Here is a 20,780-nt window from a genome sequence, read left to right as displayed (position 1 = left end):
GCCGTCACCGGCGTCGGCGCAGCCCCGAGGCCCGTCCGATCGGGCGGGCGATCGCAGCCCGGACGGCGTCCTCGCTGCCGACGAGGCGCACCTTCGTGCGGGCGCGGGTGACCGCCGTGTAGAGCAGCTCACGGGTCAGCAGCGGCGACTCGGCGGGCGGCAGGATCACCGAGACGCGGGCGAACTGGCTGCCCTGGGCGCGGTGCACGGTCATTGCGTGGACGGTCGCGATGCCGTCGAGCAGGGCCGGCGCGATCTCCACCGGCGCCCCGCCGCGGGCGAACACCGCGCGAGCACCCCGGGCCGTGGAGATCACCACCCCGGTGTCGCCGTTGTAGATGCCGCGGTCGTGGTCGTTGGCCGTCACCAGCAGCGGACGTCCGGGGTACCACTCCTCGTCACGGTCGGCGACGGGTCCGGCCTCGAGCACCCAGCGCTCGACGTCGGCGGCCCACCGGGTGACGCCCCACGGGCCACGCCGGTGCGCGCACAGCAGGCGGTGCTCGTCGAGGCGTGTGAGGGCGAGCGACGCGTCGCCGTCGAGCGCGGCCAGCTCGGTCTCGCCGGCGCCGCCGACGACCTCCTCGCGCAGCTCACGCAGGCCGCCGGGGTCGCGGGTGGTGAGGTCGGCGTCCTCGACGAACACCACGTCGTGGTGCCCGGCGCGCAGGGCGGCGACCGCGGCGTCGGCGTCGCCCTCGCGGATCGCGGCGGCGAGCGTGGCGATGGTGCCGTGGAACCGCCAGGTGCGGTCGAGCACCGTCACCCCGCCCCGCACCGGCGGGCCCGGCGCGCCGACGCGCTCCAGGGCCCGGTCGAACACCGGCTCCGGGTCGGCGGGGGCCGCGACGAGGTCGCCGAGCACCGCGCCCGCCTCGACCGAGGCGAGCTGGTCGGGGTCGCCGACGAGCACGAGCCGGGCGTCGGGGCGCACGGCCTCGAGCAGCCGCGCCATCAGCGTCAGCGACACCATCGACGTCTCGTCGACCACCACCACGTCGAAGGGCAGGTGCCGGTGGCGGTCGTGCCGGAACCGCGACGACCCGCGGATCGGCCCGAGCAGGCGGTGGATCGTGGAGGCGGAGAGCCCCGTGATGCGCGCGCGGTCGGCGTCCGGGAGGTCGACCTCGGCGAGCGCCTCCGACAGCCGCGCGGCCGCCTTGCCCGTGGGGGCCGCCAGCGCGATGCGCAGCGACGGGTCCTGGTCGCGCAGCACCGCGAGGAGCGTCGCGACGGTGGTGGTCTTGCCGGTGCCGGGGCCGCCGGCGAGCACGCTGGTCCAGCGCAGGGTGCAGACGGCGACGGCGCGGCGCTGCGCGTCGTCGGGCGCGCCTTCACCACCCTCCCGGGCGCGGAAGAGGCGGTCGAGCGCGACGTGGAGCCGCTCCTCGTCGACCTCCGGGGGCGGGGCGGCGGCGCGCTGCGCGATCGTGGCGCGGACCTGCTCCTCCTGGCGCCAGTACCGGTCGAGGTAGAGCAGGCCGTCGACCAGCCGCAACGGGCGCCCGGTCGCCGTGGCGGCGTCGTCGGCGACCAGGGGCGACGCGGCGACGGCCGCGGTCCACGGGGCGGGGTCGGGCCACGGCAGGTCCGAGGTGTCGACGACCTCGTCGCCCTCGGCCAGCACCGTCCGGTCGACGGCGGCGAGGTCCAGGCACACCGACCCGGCCCGCAGCGCGCGCACCACCAGGGCGGCGGCGAGCAGGACCTGCTCGTCGTCCTCGCCGCCGAGGCGCCCGAGACGGCGCGCGACGTGGACGTCGGTCGGCGCCAGGACACCGCGCGCGTTGAACGCGGCGAGCAGGCCCGTGGCCCGCGTCGCGAAGCGGATGCCCTCCTCGGCGAGGAGGTCACCGGACACCGTCGGCGCGCTCACCGCCGGCCCCCGTCGAGCAGGGCGCTGAGCTCGACGACGAGCGCGGCCGGCGGCGACCACGCGAACACCCCGCACGTCGTGCCGCCGACCACCGGGGTGTCCGGGCCGCACATGCCGCGCAGGAACAGGTAGAGCACGCCGCCCAGGTGGGTCGCGGGGTCGTAGCCGCGCAGCCGCCAGCGCAGGAATCGGTGCAGGGCGACCGCGTAGAGGATCGCCTGCAGGGGGTAGTGGGAGCTGATCATCGCGGTGGCCATGGCCGTCGGCCCGTAGTGCGCGGCGGTCAGCGGCTCGCGACCGGTCGGGCCCACCGGCCCCAGCCAGTTCGTCTTGTAGTCGACGACGACGAACCGCCCGTCCGGGCCGCGCAGGACACCGTCGATGCTGCCGGTGAGGTAACCGCGCAGCACCTGGTCGCCGAGGCCGTGGGCCTGGTGCTCGAGGGCGTCGGGGTAGGCGGCGAGCGGGTCGTCCGCGGGCAGGTGGCGGCGCAGGAGCGCCGCGACGGCGGCGAGCGTCACCAGTGGCGTGTCCACTCCGGCGCGGTCGCCACCGGCCAGCGGGAGCTCGAAGTCGAGCTCGGCGAGCCGGTCGGTGGGGGTGACGTCCGCGAGGCTCGCCGGCCCGCCGCGCGGCAGCGGCGTGCGCATCACCGGCAGGAGCGCGTCGGCGAGTGTCGTCGCGTCGACGTCGGCGTGCGGGTGGTGCCGCAGCTCCTCGGTGGCCGCGGCGGCGAGCGCGGCGTGCAGGTCGCCGGTGGCGGTGTCGACGGTCTCGAGCACGGAGTGCACGAGCGTCCCGAACGCCGCCCCGACGGGCAGGTCCGCCATCGGGGACGGGACGGGCTCGACCTCGTCGGGGGTCGGCGCCGCGGCGTCCTCCGGGTCGTCCTCGTCGACGATCGTGCGCTCCTCGGGCTCGCTGATCGGGGCGCCGGCGTGCGCCCCGGCGGTGAGCGAGGAGTACGACGAGCGCCGCCAGGCGAGGTCGAGGGGGCGGTCGAACGGGGCCGCGGCCAGGGCATGGGCGCGTCCCGCGGACGGGACGAAGGGCACGGCCGTGCGCGGCTCGACCCGCTCGACGGCGATGTCGTCCCCGGCCAGCACGCTCAGCTCCGCGAGGACGCGCTCGTCCTCGACCACCGGGTACGCGCCGTCAGGGCTCGTGCCCGGGGCGGGCCGCCCGAGGAACAGGCGCTGCACCGCGGAGTTCGCGGTGGTGGTCGCGGGCGCCCACCAGCACACGACCTGGCCCTGCGCGCGGGTCAGCGCGACATAGAGCAGGCGCAGGTCCTCACCGTCGTCCTCGGCGCGGGCCGCGGCGACGTGCTCGAGCCACGCGGGGTCGTCCTGCCCGCCGACCGCGCGCACCCGGCGGCCGTGCTCGTCGTGGTGGGTGACGACGGTCGGGGTGTCGGAGACCCAGCGGTCCCACCCGAACGGCACGTAGACCACCGGGAACTCGAGGCCCTTGCACTTGTGCACCGTGAGCACCTGGACCGCGCTGGCGTCGGACTCGAGGCGCCGGCTGCGCTCGGGACGCAGCTCGCCGGTGCCCGCGGCGGCCTCGGCCATGCGCGCCCGGAGCCACTCGACCAGCGCGACGACGCCGAGACGCGACTCGACCGCCGCGGCGTGCAGGACCTGGCCGATGTGGCGGATGTCGGTGATGCGCCGCTCGCCGTCGACGCGGGCGAGCACCCGCGCGGCGAGCCCGGTCTCCGCGGCCACGGCCTCGAGGAAGGCCGCGACACCGCGGTCGTGCAGCGCGGCGCCCCAGCGGCGCAGCATCGCGCCGACCTCGGGCAGGACGGCGTCGGCGTGGGCGTCGAGGTCGGTGGCGGCGTGCCCGAGGAACACCGTGAGCGCGGCCGCCCGGACCCGTCCCGTGCGGCCGGGCTGCTCGACGGCCTCGAGCAGGGTGAGCCACTCCTCGGCGCTCTCGGTGGCGAACACGCTGGTGGCCCCGGCGAGGACCGAGGGCACGCCGGCGACGGCGAGGGCCTCGCGGACCAGGCCCGCCTGCGCGTTGGTGCGCACGAGCACCGCGACGTCGCCTGGGCCGAGCGACGGGTCCTCCCGGCCGTCCTCCCAACGGGAGTCGGCGGCGACCAGCTCGGCGACGTCGGCCGCCAGGTCGGCCGCGATCCGCTCGCGGACCGGGCCGACCATCGGGAGCCCGGTCTTCCAATGCGCCCGCAGACCGGCCCGCGGGAGCACCCGCAGGCGGAACGGCGCCGGCCGGGGCGCGCCGACGAGCCTGCGCGTCGGGTGGGCGGACCCGACCCGCGGCACGACGATCTTCTCGTCGCCCAGCGCGGCGCCGCCGAAGACGGTGTCCAGGGCGCGCACCAGCGGCTCGTCACTGCGCCAGTTCTTCGTCAGCCCCTCGCGGGTGCCGGCGGTCTCGACGGCCTGCAGGTAGCTGACGACGTCGGCGCCGCGGAAGGCGTAGATCGCCTGCTTGGGGTCGCCGATGAAGGTCAGCGCCGTCGGCCGCTCCGCGGACTCCTCGTGGAAGGCGGCCCGCAGGATGTCCCACTGGATGGGGTCGGTGTCCTGGAACTCGTCGACCAGCACCACCGAGAACCGCGCCCGCAGCCTTGCGCGGGCGGCGGCGCCGAGCTGCGGATGGCGCAGCGCGCGGTGCAGGCGCAACAGCATGTCGTCGAACGTGAACAAGCGGCGCCCGCGCTTGCGCCTCTCGACCTCGGCGCGCACGGCCTCGGCGAACCCCGCCCGCGCGCCCGCGGCGTCGGGGGCGTCGCGCCCGGGCTCGATGCGCGCGCCCGGGTCGTTGACCACGGCCTGGCCGATGGCGAGCGCCGTGGCGCGGTCGAAGTCGGGGGTCTTCGCGCCGGGGACGGCGTACTTGCGCAGGTAGAAGTCGTCGACGACCTCGGTGACCACGTCGTCGATGCGCTCGACGAACGTGCCGTCGGGATCGGTGTCGCCGACGATCCCGAGGCCGGTGAGCATGTCCTGGCAGAACTGGTGGGTGGTCGCGATCGTGGCCGCGTCGAAGCCGGCGAGCGCGGCACCCAGCCGGGCGCGTCGGAGGGCCACGGCGGCGGCGTCGCCCACGGCGAGCAGCCGGATCACGGGGTCGTCGTGGCGGCGGGCGCCCGCCGGGTCGGCCAGCGCGCGCTCGGTGGCCACGAACCGGCCGCGCACCCGCTCGCGCAGCTCGCGCGTGGCCTCGCGGCCGAACGTCACGAGCATGACCTGCGGCAACGTCGCGTGGCCCTCGGCGACGTAGCGGGCCGCGAGCGCGGCGATCGTGTACGTCTTGCCGGTGCCCGCGCTGGCCTCGAGCACCGTGGTGCCGCTCGGGAGGTCGCCGCAGACGTCGAAGGGGCGCGTGAGCGTCGCGGTCATCGGCTGCCCAGCTCCTCGGCCTCGCGCACCGGAGTCCACAGCCGCGTGGCCAGCCCCGCGAACCGGCTCGGCGCCTCGCCCGTCGCCGCCCCGACGAGGTCGTCGAGCAGGCGGCGCCGCCCCCAGACGAGGACGTGCGCGGGGTCGTCCTGCTCGCCGCCGTAGCGGTTGGTCCACTTGTCGCGCGCCCGGTTCATGGCCGCGCTCTCGCCCTTCGTCGCCCGCGCCTGGGCGTACGCCTCCGACGTCTGGCACATCAGCGGGAGCGGCTCGAGCATGCCGTCGGTGTGCAGGGCGAGGAGGTCGGCGAGCACCTTCTGCGCCACCTCGGGCTCGAGCGGCCCGAGGGTGGAGACGGTGGTCGGCTTGTCCCAGGAGCCGCGGCCGACGGTGACGGCCCGCCAGGTGCGGTCCGGGTGGGCGGCGCTGAGCGCGAGCAGACCGATCCAGGCGCGCAGCCGGTGCTTGGGCGCCAGCCGCGAGAACGTCACGGTGACCAGCGTCGACTCGTGCACCCCGGCGACGGAGCCGACGAGCGTGTCCGAGGTGATGTCGACGTCGGTGGCGGCTGCCTCGCGCAGCCCGGTGACGGCGGCGGTCAGCGGTTCGACCTGACGGCCGATGTCGCGCACCAGACGGTCGCCGAGCGGGCCGGGCGGGAGCTCGCCGCGCCGACGTTCCGCCTCCATGCAGGCCGCGACGTCGCGGCCGTCGAGCCGGTCGCGCAGCAGGCGCTCGCCGATCGCCCAGCGTGCGAGGCCGTCGGGCTCGACCGGCACCGCCTCCGCCGTCTCCTCCTCCTCGCCGCGCGCGAACACCCCGAGGCGCTGCCGCAGGAACGCGCGCACCGGGTGCTCGACGAACTTCACGAGGTCGTCGACGTCGAGCGGCCCGCGCGGGCGTGCCGGCAGCGGACCGGGCAGGAACGGGACGACGGCGGAGCGTTCGGCGCGCAGCGCACGCGTGCCGGCGAGGGCGGCGCCGTCGAAGGAGAAGGGCGCGCTCGCGTCGAAGTCGCCCGCGTCGAACGGCTGGAGCGGGTTGTGCCGCGTGAGGTGGTCGCGGGCCCGCTCGGCGCCGTTCTCAGCGGTGGGGGCGAACGCGAAGGTGGCGTCGAGGGTGTCGAGCAGCTCGCCGATCGGCACCGCGGGCGGTCGGTCCGCCCCGGTGCGCTCGTCGGCGCCGGAGTGGACGACCACCAGGTGGTCGGTGGCGGCGACGATCGCGTCGAGCAGCAGCTGGCGGTCCTCGGCCGCGGGGTCGCGCTCGCCCACCCGCGGGTCGCGGGCCAGCACGTCGTCGCCGTCCGCGCGCGTCTCGCGGGGGAAGACCTGGTCGTCCATGCCCAGCAGGCACACCACGCGGTGCGGCACCGAGCGCATCGGCATCAGCGTCGCCACCGTGAGCGTGCCCGTGCGGAAGTTCGCTCGGGTGGGGCGCCCGGCGAGGCGGTCGGCGAGCACCGCCCGCACGTCGTGCAGCGTCATCGTCGGGTCGTGCGGGGCGCTCTCGAGCACCGCGGTGAGCTCGGCGCGCGCCTGCGCGAGCTGCCAGGCGTAGGCCGGGACCGTGGCCGTGAGGCCGTCGAGCCCGCGGCGCAGGGCCTCGATCCAGGCGGCGAGTGGCTTCTCGCCGCGCAGGTCCTCGAGCACCGCGCCCACGCGGTCGACCAGCTCGCCGAGGCGCCCGACGCGCTCGGCGTCGCCGGAGTCCACCTCGTCGAGCGGGAGCGCGTCGCCCAGCCAGTCGCCGCCGTCGGCCGACATGGCCACGCCGACCAGCAGGCGGTCGAGCCCCTGCGACCAGGTGTTCTCGCCGAAGCGCGCGAGGGAGAACGCCGCGCGGTGCGGCGCGTCGAGCCCCCAGCGGACCCCGGCGCGCTCGGCGAGCTCGCGCAGGCGCGGGAGGTCCTCGTCGTCGAAGCGGAAGCGCCGGCGGACCGGGTCGGACTCGGCGAGGTCGAGCAGCTGCGAGGCCGTCACCCGCGCGTCGGCGAGGTCCAGCAGCGTCGCGAGCGTGCCGAACAGCGGGTTGACCTCGCGCAGCGAGCGGTCGGCGAGCCGGACCCGCAGCCGGTGGCCGGGGTGGGCGGTCGCCTCGCCCTCGCCCGGCCCGAAGGACGCCGTGACCAGCGGGGCGAACGTCTCGATGTCCGGGCACAGGACGATGACGTCGCGCGGCTCGAGCGTCGGGTCGGCGCGCAGGATGCCGAGGATCGTCTCGCGCAGGACCTCCACCTGCCGGTCCGGACCGTGGCAGCGGTGCACGCGGATGCTGCCGTCGTCGATCGCGGGGCGAGCGGCGGGCGCGCGGTCGTGGCGCAGGTCGTCCTGGAGCTGGGCGAGCAGGGTGGTCGGCGTCGTGGCCGCCGCGTGGTGCCGGTCGGTGCGCGCGGCGCGTCCCCGGCGGGACAGGCGCAGCTGCAGCTCACGGACGTCGCGCCCGAGGCTCGCGAGCAGGGGGTGTGCCACGGCCTGCGCGCTCGTGTCGTCGGCGCGCCGGCTGCCCTCGCGTCCCTCGAGGCCCGTCCACAGCGCGGGCGAGGGGTGGGGCAGCCAGAGGTGGACGTCGTGGTCGACGGCGAGGGCATCGAGGACGGTGAGCTCGGTGTCCGAGAGGCGGGTGGCCCCGAACAGCGAGAGGCGCGCCGGGAACCGGCCGGCGGGCACGCGGACGTCCGCGACCGTCTCGGCCGGGCTCACCGTCGCCACCCGCGCCCGCAGCCGGCGCCACAGCTCGGGCTGCCAGCGCAGGTCGTCGGGCGTCTGCGTGTCGTCCCCGGCCGCCCAGGCCCGGACCAGCGCGGGCCGGTGGTCGGCGTAGCGGCTGAAGAGCCGGGCGAGGTGGCGGGCCGCCGCGAACCGGCGCCCCCGTCGCGTGTCGCCCTGGTCGCCGACGCCCAGGAAGGCACCGAGCGGCGCGCACCAGGGCTCCTCGGCGCACTCGTCGATGGTCTCGAGCAGCGGCCACACCAGGCGCTCCGGACGCCACGGGTCCTCGTCCGGGACCGACAGCACGCGCCCGACGACGTCCGCGGGCGACGGGAAGACGACGTTGGCGCACACCCCGTCGTCCCCGCCGGTGGTGCCGAGCCGGTGGGACAGCCGCTGCGCGAGCCACCGCTCGATCCCACGCGTGGGGACGGCGACGAGCTCGGGCGCGAAGGGATCGTCCGGCGGGTCGGCGAGCACGTCGGCCAGGGCCTCGACGAGCCGGTCGGCGCGCTCCGCGCGGTGCACGTGCAGCACGCCCCCACCTCCCCCGGCGACCCGATCCTGCTCGCTCGCGACGCTAGACGAGGGGGCCGACAGCTCCGCCCTCCGGGCTCGTGAGGGCGTGTCGGTACCCGGGACGAACCCCTCTTGACCTCGACCTTCGTTCACGCCGGAGCCTCGGGGCGTCGCCGTGTCGGAGGGAGTGGCCATGCGTGTCGTGCAGGTGGAGGAGTTCGGTGGACCCGAGGTGCTGCGTCCCGTCGACGCCCCCGATCCGGAGCCCGGCCCCGGCGAGGCGGTGATCGTCGCGTCGGCGTCCGACGTGATGTTCCTGGACACGCTGCTGCGCTCGGGGTGGGCGGAGGACTTCTTCCCGGTCCGCCCGCCCTACGTGCCGGGCAGCGGGGTGGCGGGGACCTGCGCCGGGCGCCGCGTCGTCGCCGACACCAAGCAGGTCGTGGGCGGGTCGGAGATCCCGGTCGGGGGCTACGCCGAGCAGGCCGTGGTGCCGGAGTCGGAGCTGATCCCGATCCCCGACAGCCTCACCGACCAGCAGGCCGTGGCCCTGCTCCACGACGGTCCGACGTTGCGGTCGCTGCTCGACGCCGTAGCCGCGCGGGAGGGCGAGCGGGTGCTCGTCCTGGCGGCCGCCGGCGGCGCGGGTGTGCTGCTCGTCCAGGAGCTGACGCGGCGCGGGGTGCACGTCGTCGGGGCGGCGCGGGGTTCGGTGAAGACCTCGCTGGTCCGCTCGCTGGGCGCCGCGGAGGTCGTGGACTACGGGTCCCCGTCGTGGACCTCGCGCGTCGGCTCCGTCGACGCCGTGCTCGACGGCGCCGGCAGCGCGCTCGGCCGGGCGGGGTTCGAGCTCCTGGCCGACGGCGGCCGCTTCGTCTCCTACGGCACGGCGGGCGGTGAGTTCGCGTCGCCCGACCCGGACGAGGCCGCGCGGCGGGGCATCGCCGTGACGGGCCTGACCGACCTCCCCCACCTCGACCGCGCGGCCCGGCGAGCACACGTCGAGCGGACCCTGGCCGAGGCGGCGGAGGGCCGCTACCGGCCGGTGATCGGTCAGACCTTCCCGCTCGAGAAGGCCTCCGACGCCCACGCCGCCATCGCGGCCCGGACGGCGGTGGGGAAGACGCTGCTGGTGCCGTGAGCGGTGGGCGTCGACGGGGTGGCGGGGCAAGATCTGCGATCCCGGAGCGGGCGTTCCGCTGAGCGGAGCGTTCGCTCCACGGATCGGGATCTTCGGTATGCCACGGGGCGCGGGGTGGGGCGAGAGAAGAGGACCGTGTCCTGAGGACACGGTTGCTACTTGCCGGGGAGGGGTGGGAGGGAGGCGACGATCCGCTCGGCGACCTGCTGCCCCAACCGGCAGGGGTTCTGGGCCTCGCCGCTCGATCCGATGCTGGCGCTGTCGAAGTTCACGATGAAGCCCTGCCCCTCGGCTGTGCCTACGGTGACGGAGCACGAGAGCGATTCGGGTGAGGCCTGCTCACGTGTCGCGGGCAAGCCCCCGACAGTCATCGGAGCAAAGAGGGCGAACTGCCTCACCCGATAGGTGTCGACGAGCACGTCCCGCCCGGGTACGACGATGAAGCTGACGAATCGCTCGCGATTGGGGCCTTCTCTTCGGCAGACCACCTCACGGGTCGGGAGAGATCGGCGCAGACCGCGTTCTGAGAAACCCAGTGACTCCCACATTGCGGCGTCGAGCGGGCCGGCACAGGGGTCATCCGAGTACGGGCGGACGTCACGCGGAGCGGAAGGAATCGGAGCCCCGTAGCGGGGGGCTTGAGGGGGACCGTCCTCGCTCCTGACTTCCGGGGCGCATGAAGTCAATCCCAAGAGCGCAACCAGAAGGACCAGACGGCCGAGCCTCATGGTTGGCGCAGCTGTGCGGCGGAAGCTTCATCGTTCGACTGGTACGTGGCGAACCCGGCACGCAGAGCCTCGATCTGCTTAGTGAGCTCGGTGATGCCCTGGTCGAGGGCCGCCTGGAACGAGGTCGGGCCCCCGACGCCTGCCTGTCCGAGAAGCTGGGCTGCGTCCAGACTGACTTGGTCGCGGGTCGGAGGATTGACCTGCCCCAACGATTGAGCCTCGTCCCGAATCGCAAAGAGCTCGTCCCGAGCCTGCTCCAACTCCCGGATCGCCTTCGGCGCCTGGGCGATGTCCACGGCGAAGGACCCGCCGCCGGGTTGGGTCATCGCGTCGCCCTCCTCCTGATCACCGACCGCTCACGCTAGCCACCGACGCCTCGCCGTGGGTGCGGTTCGGGCGAAGATCGAGGGTTCGGTGACGAACCCCCGCAGATCTGCAGGGGTTCGTCACCGAGACAGCGATCTACTGCCGCTCCGCGTTGGCGTGCACCGCGTCCCGGACGTACTGGGCCAGCCCGGGGGCGATGTCCTCGTACGTCTTCGTGAAACGGGGGTCGGAGACGTACATGTCGGAGATGCACGCGTGCATCTCGGCCGGGCAGTCGTAGAACCACCGAGTGATGTGCTGGCGGTGGGCCTCGGCGGCGTCCACCGCCACCGGCCCGTCCGCGGGCTCACCCGCCTGCAGCGCGGCGACGAAACGGCCGTGGATGTCGTCCATCTCGGCTTTCATCGCCTGCCAGTCGGCCTTCGTGTACTGCGAGGTGCGCTGCTGGGACTGGCGCCAGGCCTCGGTGTCGCCCCACCGCTCCCGCGCCTCCTCCTGGTACTCCTCCTTGTAGCCCTCGCCGAACAGTTCGCGCTGCTCGGCGGGGGTCAGTTGGATGCCGGACACTTCTGCCTCCAGGGCTCGGTCGATGGCCGTCACGAGCTCGCCGAGCTCGTCCAGCCGGGACATGACCGCGGCGCGCTGCCGGCGTAGGTGCCCGGCGACGTCGGCCTCGGGGTCGTCGAGGAGGACGGCGACCTCCTCGAGCGAGAACCCGAGCCGCCGGTAGACGACGACGTGCTGCAGGCGCACGAGGTCCTCGTCGGTGTAGAGCCGGTACCCCGACGCGCTCCGGCGGCCCGGGCGCAGGAGCCCGACCTCGTCGTAATGGTGCAGGGTCCGGACCGTCACCCCGGAACGCTCGGCGACCTGGCCCACCGTCCACGTGGTCGTCCCCGGTGCCGTCTCGGTCATGGCAACCACCCTCGGGCCTTCCGTCACGTGAGGGTCAAGGGCCGACCTCGAGCCCACCCCGGACGATACGAGTCGTTACGGTCTCGCGGGCGTTGCCGGACGATCGAGGGGGACGACGTGGGGCTGTTCGACGGACTGATCGGGAACGCATCGCGTGTCGATCCTGGGCAGGCTGCGCAGGAGTACGGCCGTCTGCTCTCCCGCGGCGAGCAGGTTCAGGCCGCCTACCTGCTCGTCCGCGACGCCTTCCTCTTCACGGACCGGCGGCTGATCCTCGTCGACAAGCAGGGCATGACCGGACGCAAGATCGAGTACCACACGATCCCCTACCGCAGCATCACGCACTTCAGCGTCGAGACCGCCGGGACCTTCGACCTCGACGCCGAGCTCAAGATCTTCCTCTCGGGGACGCCGATGCCGATCCAGAAGCAGTTCGGCAAGGGAGTCGACGTGTACGAGGTCCAGGCGCTGCTCAGCTCCTACGTCGTCCGCTAGCCGCCGGGACCGCGCACGAACCCGATGAGCCGCGGCACCACGCTGCGCGACGCATCCCCGGCGACGTCCGGCCGGAAGACGTCCCCGACGACGTCCTCCTCGGGCTCGCCGTACATCTCCAGGCTCTCGACCGAGCAGTGCTCCATCACGTCCGCGATGTAGGGGTCGGACAGGCGCCAGTGCTCCACGATCGCCGCCGAGTCCGGGTAGAGCTGGAAGCTGTGGGCGACGAGCCGCTCGTCGTCGACGAAGACCTGAACGGCGAGCTGGGGCCCGTGCTCCTCGACGAACGCCACCGCCCGCTCGACGGCCGCGCGGAACTCGTCGAGGTGTCCCTCGGTGATCCGCATCGTGTTGTGCAGCAGGAGCGGCGCGTGCCGCGTGGACCGGCTCACGACGCCACCCCCGAGGGCAGCAGGAGCGTCGAGTCGCCGAACTCGTGCCACAGGTACCGCTCCGCCACGGCCGCGTCGTAGGCCCGCCCGACGAGCGCCGGCCCGGCCACCGCCTCGAGCAGCGCCAGGTGGCTCGCCTCCGGCTCGTGCAGGCCGGAGACCAGCCCGTCGACGGTCCGCGCCGGGCGGTGGGAGCCGAGGACGAGGTCGGTCCAACCGTGTCCCGGGGACACGGTCCCGTCCGGCGCCGCGACGGTCTCGAGCGCCCGCACCACGGTCGTCCCCACCGCGACGACCCGCGCACCGGCAGCCCGCGCCGAATTGACGAGACGGGCGGTGGACGGCGGCACCCGGTACCGCTCGGCCGTCGGCGGCTCGTGCTTCTCCTGGCTCGACACCCCGGCGTGCAGCACGAGCGGGGCGACGGTCACGCCGCGCGCCATCACGCGCACGAGCAGCCGCTCGGACAGCGGGCGCCCGGCGCTCGGCATCTCCGCGCTGCCGGGCTCGGTGGCGTAGACGGTCTGGTGGTCCGCGAGCGGGAACCGTCCGGCGAGGTGCCCGTACGCGATCGGGTGCCCGTAGGTCGCGAGGTACCCGGCCCTCCCGACCGCCGGCCAGGGCCGCGCCTGCCACAACCGCCGCCGGGCGTGCTCGTCCGGGTAGGGCGCGACGAGGGTGAGGACGACGCCGGGCAGCGTGAGCCGGTCGCCGACCGCGACGTCGCGCTCCGGTCCGTCGGGGCGGCGGGGTTCGACCACCCAGTCGCCGTCGTCGAGGTCGGTCGCCACGTGCAGCGCCATCGCCCGCCCGTCGCGGTGCCGGGCGTCGAGGGCGGCCGGGAGGGTCGCGGAGGTGTTGACGACGAGCAGGTCGCCGGGGTCGAGGACGTCGGCGAGCTCGTGGAACCGCCGGTGCTCGACGACGCCGGGACGGGCGACGAGCAGCCGCACGCCGTCCCGGGCGAGGCCTCGGTGCTCGGGGGGCTCGTGGGCCTCCGCGCCGGGCGGGAGCCGGAAGGACGTCGCGGGCAGCACGGTCATGACGCCACCGCCGGGGTGAGGTCGGCGGCGCGGTAGCGGCCGCTCGGGTGGTCGCCGTCGACGAGGGCGCGCAGCCCGGGCACGACGGTCTCGGGCTCGGGGCGGTCGCTGATGTCCTCGCCCGGGAAGGCCTCCTGGTGCATCACGGTGCGCATGTCCCCGGGGTCGACGACGTGCACGCGCCACTGCGGGTTCTCGACGGCCAGCACCGCGCCGAGGTGCTCGAGCGCCGCCTTCGACGTGCCGTAGCCACCCCACCCGGCCATCGCCTCGGCGCCGGCGTCGGAGGTGACGGCGACGATCCGCGCCCCGGGCCGCAGCAGCGGGCGCAGCGCCTGGACGAGGCCGAGCGGCGCGACGACGTTGACGCGCAGCACCTGCTCGAGCACGTCGAGGGGGTAGTCGGCGAGCTCGGGCTGTGGACTCGGTCCGAGCAGGCTCGCGTTGAGGACGAGCAGGTCGAGACCACCGAGGTCGTCGGAGGTCTCGGCGAGCGCGGTGCGGTGGACGGGGTCGGCGACGTCGCCGGGGACCGTGACGACGCCGGGCAGGCCGGCGACGGCGGCGGCGAGCTCGTCGCCGTGGCGCGCGTCGACGACGACGCGCCAGCCGTCGCCGGCCAGGTCGGCGGTGAGCGCGCGCCCGAGCCCGCGGGACGCGCCGGTGATCAGTGCTGTGGGCTGGTGTCGGCTCATGTGCTCGACGGTGCGACCTGGACGGAAGTCGAGGTCAAGCGTTCCTCCGGAACGGCACCCGGCGAACCCGTCGTCGTGCCAGCCTCGCGATCGTGGCGGGCGGATACGCGGTCGACCTCGAGGCGCTGGGCCGGGCGGCCCGGGGCGTGCGCGCCACCGTCGACCAGGTCGAGGTCGGGCGTCTCGACGGCGTCGGGTCCGCGCCCGGGCACGACCGGTTGGGTGCAGCGTTCGAGGAGTTCGCCACGCGGTGGCAGCAGGGCGTGGAGGCGCTCGCCGAGGACGGCCGCGCGGTCGCCGACCGGCTCGCGGCGGCCGAGGCCGGGTACCGGCGGGCGGACACCGGAGCCGTCCGCGGCCTGGACGGGCTGGTGCGCGGTGCGGGTCCCGAACCGGGAGGGGCTGATGCCGCAGCTCGGCGCCACCGAGGACGTGGCCGCCCTGATCCCCGGCAACCCCGTCGCCCTGCGCACCGCCGGCGCCACCTACCGGCGGTACGCGCTGACGCTCGAGGAGGCCTCGTCCGGGCTCGGTCGTCGGGACGTCAGGCGGCTGGTCCGGGCCGGCCGCGGACGGTTTCCGCGCGGCGTTCGCTCCCGAGCCCCGACGCTGGTCGGACGCCGCCGCGGCCTTCGGCCAGGCCGCCCGCGCCGCCGACGACCACGCCACCGCGCTGGAGTGGGCGCGGGGACGGGCCGGCGAGGCCGTGGTGCTCTGGCGCGAGGCGCAGGTGGCATCGACGACGGCCCGCGCGCAGTACGACCAGGCGATCGCGGCAGGCGCCGTACCCGTGCCGTTCGTCGACCCCGGCGACGGCGCACGCGCCGACGCACAGCGGCTCCTCGCCGAGGCCCGGCAGCACGTGCGGGACTCCGGCGATCGGTCCGCCGCCGTGGTCACCGCGGCCTGCGCCGCCGCCCCGGCCGCTGCCGGGTTCTGGGGTGAGCTCGCCGACGGGGCGGGCGCGGTCGCGGCGGAGGCGGGCAACGCGCTGGCCTCGGTCGGGAACGCCCTGCTCCAGAATCCTCTGGACGCCGCGGCCGTCGTCGGCGGCGGCGCGCTGGCCGCGGTCAGCGCCGCCGGCGTCGTCGGGTCCGTGGCCCTCGACGCGACCGGCGTCGGTGCGGTCGCCGGTGTACCCCTCGGCGGGCTGTCGCTCGCCGGTGTCGCGACGGGCGTGGGCATCGCCGGCGTCGGCGCGGCGGACGCGATCGCCCACGCCGTCGGCGACGACCGCGTCGCGCTCTTCACCGTCGCGGCGGACGCCGACGCGGGGGCGGACGTGCCGCTCGCGCCTGCGGACCAATTGACGAGCGTCGGCGTCCCCGGCGCCCAGGAGCGGGTCCGCGAGCTTCCCGACGACCAGGCCGTCGAGGAGCTCTACGACGAGCTCGCCGGCGGCGGCTCCCCTGTCCAGTGGAACGGCTACTCGGGACAGCCACCCGTGCGTCTGGACGATGGCACGGTGATCGGGCTGCGCCAGAGCACGAAGCACGGGAGCACCATCGACATCAAGCTTCCGGACGGAGAGCAATGGAAGGTCCACATCCCGCAATGACCGAGGACGACGGCGCGACGAAGGTCCTTCTTCGCGGCACCTACGACGCCGTGAGCCTCGCGGAACTCCGTTTTCTGGTGAGCCTCGCCGAGCAGGGCGATGTCCCGTACCTCGAGCGAGAGCCCGTCGCGTTGCGCGAGGCGAGCCTGCGTGCGATCGAGTTCCTCCTCGACCACGGCTTGATGCAGCTGGGTGACCTCGAGGTGGTCGGATCGGCCGTGCCGGCGTCGGGCGAAGGTCAGCGCACGCGACCACCTCCGGTGCGGTTCGAGCCGTGGGCGATGAGCAACCACGAGGCCCTCGCCAGAGTCCGCCGGGAGTGGTGGGACCCCGAGAAGGATCTGGACCCGGGCAACATCTGCTGGCTCCAGAACACCCCCGCCGGCGACGAGGTCGCCCGTCGGATCGAGGCCGCCCGCGACACCTGAACCCGTTCCCCGCGATCGCGCCGCGCAGTAGCGTCGCCGGTCACGGAGGCGTTCCCATGGACATCCAGGCGCTCCGCTACGCGGTGACGCTGGCGGAGGAACTGCACTTCCGGAAGGCCGCGGAGCGCCACTACATCGCCCCGCAGGCCTTCGGGCGGCACGTGCGCGCGCTGGAGAAAGAGGTCGGGGCCCGCCTCTTCGACCGCACGAGCCGTCGCGTCACCCTCACCCCGGCCGGGGTCCGCCTCGTCGAGCGGGCGTGCGACGTGCTGGCGCGCGTCGACGACCTGGCCGCGGCGGTCCGCGACGCGCCGTCGGCGGACGACGACGGGATCGTGCGCGTCGGGATCCTCGGCTTCGGAGCGGCCGACCGCTGGACGGCGCTGCGCCGCCTGGTGCAGGCGCAGCTCCCCGAGAGCCTGCTCGTGCACATCGAGCTGGACTGGGACTCGCAGTTCGACGCGGTGCGCGAGGGCGAGGTCGACGTCGCGGTGGTGCACGACGTCGGGCCGGTCGACGGGCTTCGTCTCGATCACGTGCTGACGGCGGGCCGGGTCGCGGTCGTGCCGGTCTCGTCGCCGTTCGCCGACGCGGAGCACCTCGACGAGGACGACGTGGCGGGCTCGGCGTGGGTGCGGCCGATCGGGCGTCATCCCGGTCTCGGTCGGTGGGCCGGGCCCGCGATGCAGGTGTCGCGCCGCAGCCCGATGGTGCGCACCCCTGCCGCGATCCCCGCGGCGGTCGCGACGTCCGGAATGCTCGGCGTCCACGGCGACCCGGCGAGGCGCTTCTTCGCCCGCCCCGACGTGCGGTTCGTCCCGCTGGCGGGCGACGAGTGCCGCGTCTCGGTGGCCACGCGCGTGGAGGACGACTCGCGCGTCGCGCTCGCGTTCCGCCAGGCGGCGGATCTCGTCACCCTGGCCTGAGCTGTCAAGGGACGGATCGCAACCGAAACGGCACGTGATCCGGCGGACGAGCCGGGCCACGGTGGGCTCACGACCCCGACGACCGACCCCGACGACGTGGGAGGCCACGATGGCCCGGCGACTCAGTGACCACTTCGGCCACCTCTTCCCGACCACCGCGGTGGGCTCCTACCCGCGGCCGAAGTGGAACACCTTCGATCTCGGCGGCGAGGACATCCGCGTGGCCATGCGCCGCGGCGACTTCGCCGAGGCCTACTCCGACGGCGTGCGCGCGATGATCGGCGACCAGATCGACGCCGGCATCGACCTGCCCACCGACGGCCACCTCTGGTACGACCGCCACGAGGGCTTCATCTCGTCGTTCCTGCTCTACCCCGCCTACCACCTCGACGGCATCACGGTGGAGCCCGCGCCGAACCACCTGTTCGAGGCGTTCGGCACCGAGACCGCGGCGCCCTTCGCCGGGACGTGGAGCGAGACGGCCGTGACCGGCCCGATCGGGCGCGGCACCATGCACCTCGCCGACCTGTGGACGAGCGCGCGCGCCGTCAGCCCGCGCACCGTGAAGTTCTGCAGCGGGATGGGCCCGGCGAACCTCGCCGGCTGGCTGACCGACCGCCACTACCACGACAAGAAGGCGCTCTACCGCGACCTCGCGGCGGCCTACAACGCCGAGTTCAAGGACGCCGTCGCCGCCGGGGTCGAGGTGCTCCAGCTCGACGACGTCGGCTTCACCCTGCACCAGCCCGAGGACTACCCCCTCGTCGTCGAGACGCTCAACCAGGCGCTCGAGGGCGTCGACGCCCTGACGATCTTCCACATCTGCCACCTCGCCAGCGGCGTCCCGGTCGGCATCACGCCGTACGCCGGCTTCCACGAGCTCGTCGCGAACGAGCTGCGGGTCGACGCGGTCGAGTACGCCTTCGCCGAGACGGGCTTCCCCGACGACGACTTCAACTTGTGGTCGCGCTTTCCCAGCGACAAGGGCCTCGGCGTCGGCTGCATCGACATCAAGCGACTCGTCGTCGAGACGCCGGACGCGATCGCCGCGGGCGTGCGCAAGGCCGTCGAGCACGTCTCGCCCGACCGCGTCCATCTGACCTCCGACTGCGGCCTGTTCTCGCTGCCGCGGCCGATGGCGCGCGGGAAGCTCGTCTCGATGGCGAAGGCGGCCGAGCAGCTGCGCGCCGAGCTCTCCTGACCCGATGAGCGCCCGACACGACGACATCACCGTCCCCGGCCCGCCGCGGTGCGAGGAGGTCTCCGACGGCATCCACGCCTACATCCAGCCCGACGGCACGTGGTGGATCAACAACACCGGCTTCGTGGTCGGCCCGCAGGGCGTGACCGCGATCGACGCCTGCTCCACCGAGCGCCGCACCCGCGCGTTCCTCGACACGATCGCCTCGGTGACCCACCGGCCGGTCCGCACCCTGGTGAACACCCACCACCATGGCGACCACACCTTCGGCAACGCCCTGTTCGGGAACGCGGCGATCGTGGCGCACGAGAAGGCGCGGTCCGAGGCCATCGCGTTCGGCCCCGCCCGCGAGCTGCCCTACTGGCAGAACCCGGAGTGGGGCGACCTGCCCCTCGATCCGCCGTTCATCACCTTCACCGACCGCGTCGCGGTGCACGCCGGCGACCTGCGTGGCGAGGTGCTCCACGTCGGCACCCCGGCGCACACCACCAACGACTCGATCGTCTGGTTCCCCGACCGCTCGACGCTGTTCTGCGGCGACCTGGTCTTCCACGGCGGCACACCGTTCCTGCTCATGGGCTCGGTGGCGGGCGCGGTCGACGTGCTCGAGAACGTCCTGGTGCCCCTCGGTGCGCAGACGACCGTGCCCGGGCACGGCCCGGTGTTCCACGACCGGGCGCCGCTGGACGCGACGCTCGACTACCTGCGCTTCGTCCTCGACGTTGCCGAACGCGGCCGCGCGGCCGGCGTCGCCCCGCTGCAGGCCGCGCGGGACACCGACCTCGGCCGGTTCACCGACTGGCCCGACGCCGAGCGCATCGTCGGCAACCTCCACCGCGCCTACGCCGAGCTCGACGGCCTCGAGCGCGGCGGGACGATCGACGTCTTCGCCGCCCTCGACGACATGGTGACCTACCACGGCGGCCCGCTGACCTGCTTCGCCTGAGACCGCCCGCGCGGGGAGGACCAGCACGGTGAAACGCACTCCCTGACGCCCTCGAGAGGTGTCTTTCGCCCCGGTGATCTCGGTGCGGTGCCACCCTGGTCCCCTGTCGGCAGGGAAGGCAGGGCGATGACGACGATCTCCGGCGCGCGGGTGTTCGACGGGAACGACGCCCTCGGCGTGGCGAGCGTGACCGTCGAGGACGGGGTGATCACCGCGGTGCGCCCCGGGGCGGACGACGGGACGGGGGACGTCGACGGCCGGGGCATGACCCTGCTGCCCGGGCTGATCGACGCGCACGTGCACCTGCGCGGTGCCGGCAACCTCGGCCAGGACCTGCGCCACGGCGTCACCACCGTGCTCGACATGTTCTCCGCGCCGCCGCAGTTCACCGCCATGCTCCGGAGGCGGGCGCAGGTGCGCACCGACGAGGCCGACCTGCGCAGCTCGGGACTCATGGCCGGCGCGGTCGACGGCTGGCCCGCGGTGATGCTCCCGCCCGACCCCTCGGGCTGGCGCATGCCCGGGCTCTCGGGTCCGCAGGACGCCGAGCAGTTCGTGAACGACCGCGTCCGCGAGGGCTCCGACTACCTCAAGATCTTCGTCGAGAACAGCGCCGACGTCACCCGTCCCACCCTGAGCCCGGAGACGGTGGTCGCCGTGTGCGCCGCCGCGCGGTCCCACGGCCTGCAGACCGTGGCGCACGCGCCGACCCGGTGGGCGTTCGGGACCGCGCTCGAGGCCGGGGTCGACGTCCTCACCCACGTCCCGCTGGACGGCCCGGTCGACGATGCCGACCTCGCCGGCCTCGTCGTGTGCCCGACGCTGGCGATGATGCGGGCCCGCTCCGACGCCGCGAGCACCGACGAGCTCCTCGCCGACCCGCGCCTGCCCGCGGGGCTCGACCCCGAGGTCGTGGGGGCCCTGCGCGCCGGCGACCGGGGCCACCTGCCCGTGAGCACCGCGCCCGGCGTCTCCTACGACCACGCGACCGGAAACGTCGGGCGCCTCGTCGACGCCGGCGCGACGATCCTCGCCGGCACCGACGCCAACGACGTCCCCGGTCACGCCGCGGCGGTGCTGCACGGGGCATCGATGCACCTCGAGCTGGAGCTGCTCGCGCGGGCGGGCCTCACGCCGCGCCACGTCCTGCGTGCCGCGACCTCGCTGCCGGCGGACGTGTTCGGCCTCGCCGACCGCGGCCGGATCGCGCCGGGGAAGCGCGCCGACCTGCTGCTCGTCGAGGGCGACCCGCTGTCCGACGTCACCGCCACCCGCGACGTCCGCGCGGTGTGGCGCGCGGGCGTCCGTCTCTGACGGAGTATCCGGCCGTCTCGCGGAGGCGCTAGACGGCCCGAGAGAGCCCGATCGCCGCCGCCCGACCCCTGCCGATCGCCACAACGGGTGATGACCGGGACCTCCCCGACCGGCGCGGAACCGCGGGGGCAACACTGGGGCCGGCGGCCGGGTGGGGGCCGCGCATCCACGCCGGGGGAGGCATG

17 protein-coding genes and 1 pseudogene are annotated in these 20,780 nt (G+C 74.9%); 8 read left to right on the top strand and 10 right to left on the bottom strand.

Going from position 1 to position 20,780, the window contains the following annotated elements:
* Positions 1-4: 4 nt before the first annotated feature.
* The 3 genes from recD to recC are packed head-to-tail and all read right to left on the bottom strand — an operon-like array spanning position 5 to position 8,501.
* Positions 5-1,876 (bottom strand): exodeoxyribonuclease V subunit alpha, encoded by a 1,872-nt coding sequence (gene recD / locus OG774_RS21540; RefSeq protein WP_328304198.1) that lies wholly within the window; start codon positions 1,874-1,876, stop codon positions 5-7.
* Positions 1,873-5,253, bottom strand: coding sequence for a UvrD-helicase domain-containing protein (locus OG774_RS21535; protein ID WP_328304196.1), 3,381 nt, complete (start codon positions 5,251-5,253; stop codon positions 1,873-1,875). Before OG774_RS21535 ends, recD begins: the two co-directional genes overlap by 4 nt.
* A complete protein-coding gene (recC, locus tag OG774_RS21530; RefSeq protein ID WP_328304194.1) occupies positions 5,250-8,501 on the bottom strand; it encodes an exodeoxyribonuclease V subunit gamma in 3,252 nt (1,083 codons plus the stop codon). Before recC ends, OG774_RS21535 begins: the two co-directional genes overlap by 4 nt.
* A gap of 175 nt (positions 8,502-8,676) precedes the next feature.
* On the opposite strand from recC, the gene OG774_RS21525 reads away from it, so the two are divergent.
* Positions 8,677-9,624: a zinc-binding dehydrogenase gene (locus OG774_RS21525; RefSeq protein ID WP_328304192.1), complete on the top strand. Its 948-nt coding sequence runs from the start codon at positions 8,677-8,679 to the stop codon at positions 9,622-9,624.
* Positions 9,625-9,779: 155 nt separating this feature from the next.
* On the opposite strand, the gene OG774_RS21520 is transcribed toward OG774_RS21525, so the two are convergent.
* From OG774_RS21520 to OG774_RS21510, 3 genes are all read right to left on the bottom strand, one after another.
* Positions 9,780-10,352, bottom strand: a complete 573-nt coding sequence (locus OG774_RS21520; protein ID WP_328304190.1) for a DUF3558 family protein — start codon at positions 10,350-10,352, stop codon at positions 9,780-9,782.
* Complete coding sequence (locus OG774_RS21515; RefSeq protein ID WP_328304188.1) at positions 10,349-10,678, bottom strand: PE domain-containing protein; 330 nt, start codon at positions 10,676-10,678, stop codon at positions 10,349-10,351. The genes OG774_RS21520 and OG774_RS21515 overlap by 4 nt, the downstream gene beginning before the upstream one ends.
* Positions 10,679-10,814: 136 nt before the next feature.
* The gene (locus tag OG774_RS21510) at positions 10,815-11,594 is read right to left on the bottom strand and encodes a MerR family transcriptional regulator (protein WP_328304186.1); all 780 of its coding nucleotides are present in this window, start codon (positions 11,592-11,594) and stop codon (positions 10,815-10,817) included.
* A 117-nt stretch (positions 11,595-11,711) separates the two neighbouring features.
* On the opposite strand from OG774_RS21510, the gene OG774_RS21505 reads away from it, so the two are divergent.
* Positions 11,712-12,089 carry a PH domain-containing protein gene (locus tag OG774_RS21505; protein WP_328304185.1) on the top strand — a complete coding sequence of 126 codons (378 nt, stop codon included), beginning with the start codon at positions 11,712-11,714 and terminating at the stop codon, positions 12,087-12,089.
* Here the strand turns inward: OG774_RS21505 and OG774_RS21500 are convergent.
* From OG774_RS21500 to OG774_RS21485, 4 genes are read right to left on the bottom strand one after another with little or no spacing between them, the layout of a single operon-like run.
* A complete protein-coding gene (locus tag OG774_RS21500; RefSeq protein WP_328304183.1) occupies positions 12,086-12,484 on the bottom strand; it encodes a hypothetical protein in 399 nt (132 codons plus the stop codon). The two genes, OG774_RS21505 and OG774_RS21500, sit on opposite strands and share 4 nt — an antisense overlap.
* Entirely contained in the window at positions 12,481-13,527 is a 1,047-nt protein-coding gene (locus tag OG774_RS21495) for an S-adenosylmethionine:tRNA ribosyltransferase-isomerase (RefSeq protein ID WP_328304181.1), read from the bottom strand. The genes OG774_RS21500 and OG774_RS21495 overlap by 4 nt, the downstream gene beginning before the upstream one ends.
* Positions 13,524-14,222 carry an SDR family NAD(P)-dependent oxidoreductase gene (locus tag OG774_RS21490; RefSeq protein ID WP_328304179.1) on the bottom strand — a complete coding sequence of 233 codons (699 nt, stop codon included), beginning with the start codon at positions 14,220-14,222 and terminating at the stop codon, positions 13,524-13,526. Before OG774_RS21490 ends, OG774_RS21495 begins: the two co-directional genes overlap by 4 nt.
* Positions 14,219-14,695, bottom strand: a complete 477-nt coding sequence (locus OG774_RS21485) for a hypothetical protein (protein WP_328304177.1) — start codon at positions 14,693-14,695, stop codon at positions 14,219-14,221. Before OG774_RS21485 ends, OG774_RS21490 begins: the two co-directional genes overlap by 4 nt.
* Before the next feature lie 83 nt (positions 14,696-14,778).
* Here OG774_RS21485 and OG774_RS21480 point away from each other — a divergent pair.
* The 6 genes and pseudogenes from OG774_RS21480 to OG774_RS21455 form a co-directional block, all read left to right on the top strand.
* Positions 14,779-15,780: pseudogene (locus OG774_RS21480) on the top strand (putative T7SS-secreted protein); the annotation flags it as partial.
* Complete coding sequence (locus OG774_RS21475) at positions 15,777-16,208, top strand: hypothetical protein (protein WP_328304175.1); 432 nt, start codon at positions 15,777-15,779, stop codon at positions 16,206-16,208. The pseudogene OG774_RS21480 and the gene OG774_RS21475, both read left to right, overlap by 4 nt.
* A gap of 56 nt (positions 16,209-16,264) precedes the next feature.
* Positions 16,265-17,134 (top strand): LysR family transcriptional regulator, encoded by an 870-nt coding sequence (locus tag OG774_RS21470; RefSeq protein WP_328304173.1) that lies wholly within the window; start codon positions 16,265-16,267, stop codon positions 17,132-17,134.
* A gap of 109 nt (positions 17,135-17,243) precedes the next feature.
* Positions 17,244-18,335 (top strand): hypothetical protein, encoded by a 1,092-nt coding sequence (locus tag OG774_RS21465; protein WP_328304171.1) that lies wholly within the window; start codon positions 17,244-17,246, stop codon positions 18,333-18,335.
* A 4-nt stretch (positions 18,336-18,339) separates the two neighbouring features.
* Positions 18,340-19,281 (top strand): MBL fold metallo-hydrolase, encoded by a 942-nt coding sequence (locus OG774_RS21460; protein WP_328304169.1) that lies wholly within the window; start codon positions 18,340-18,342, stop codon positions 19,279-19,281.
* A gap of 126 nt (positions 19,282-19,407) precedes the next feature.
* Positions 19,408-20,595 carry an amidohydrolase family protein gene (locus OG774_RS21455; RefSeq protein ID WP_328304167.1) on the top strand — a complete coding sequence of 396 codons (1,188 nt, stop codon included), beginning with the start codon at positions 19,408-19,410 and terminating at the stop codon, positions 20,593-20,595.
* Positions 20,596-20,780 lie beyond the last annotated feature (185 nt).

The sequence above is a fragment of the Actinomycetospora sp. NBC_00405 genome (assembly GCF_036044095.1).
GTDB classification, from domain to species: Bacteria; Actinomycetota; Actinomycetes; order Mycobacteriales; family Pseudonocardiaceae; genus Actinomycetospora; species Actinomycetospora callitridis.
This window is presented reverse-complemented; position numbering and strand designations above follow the sequence as displayed.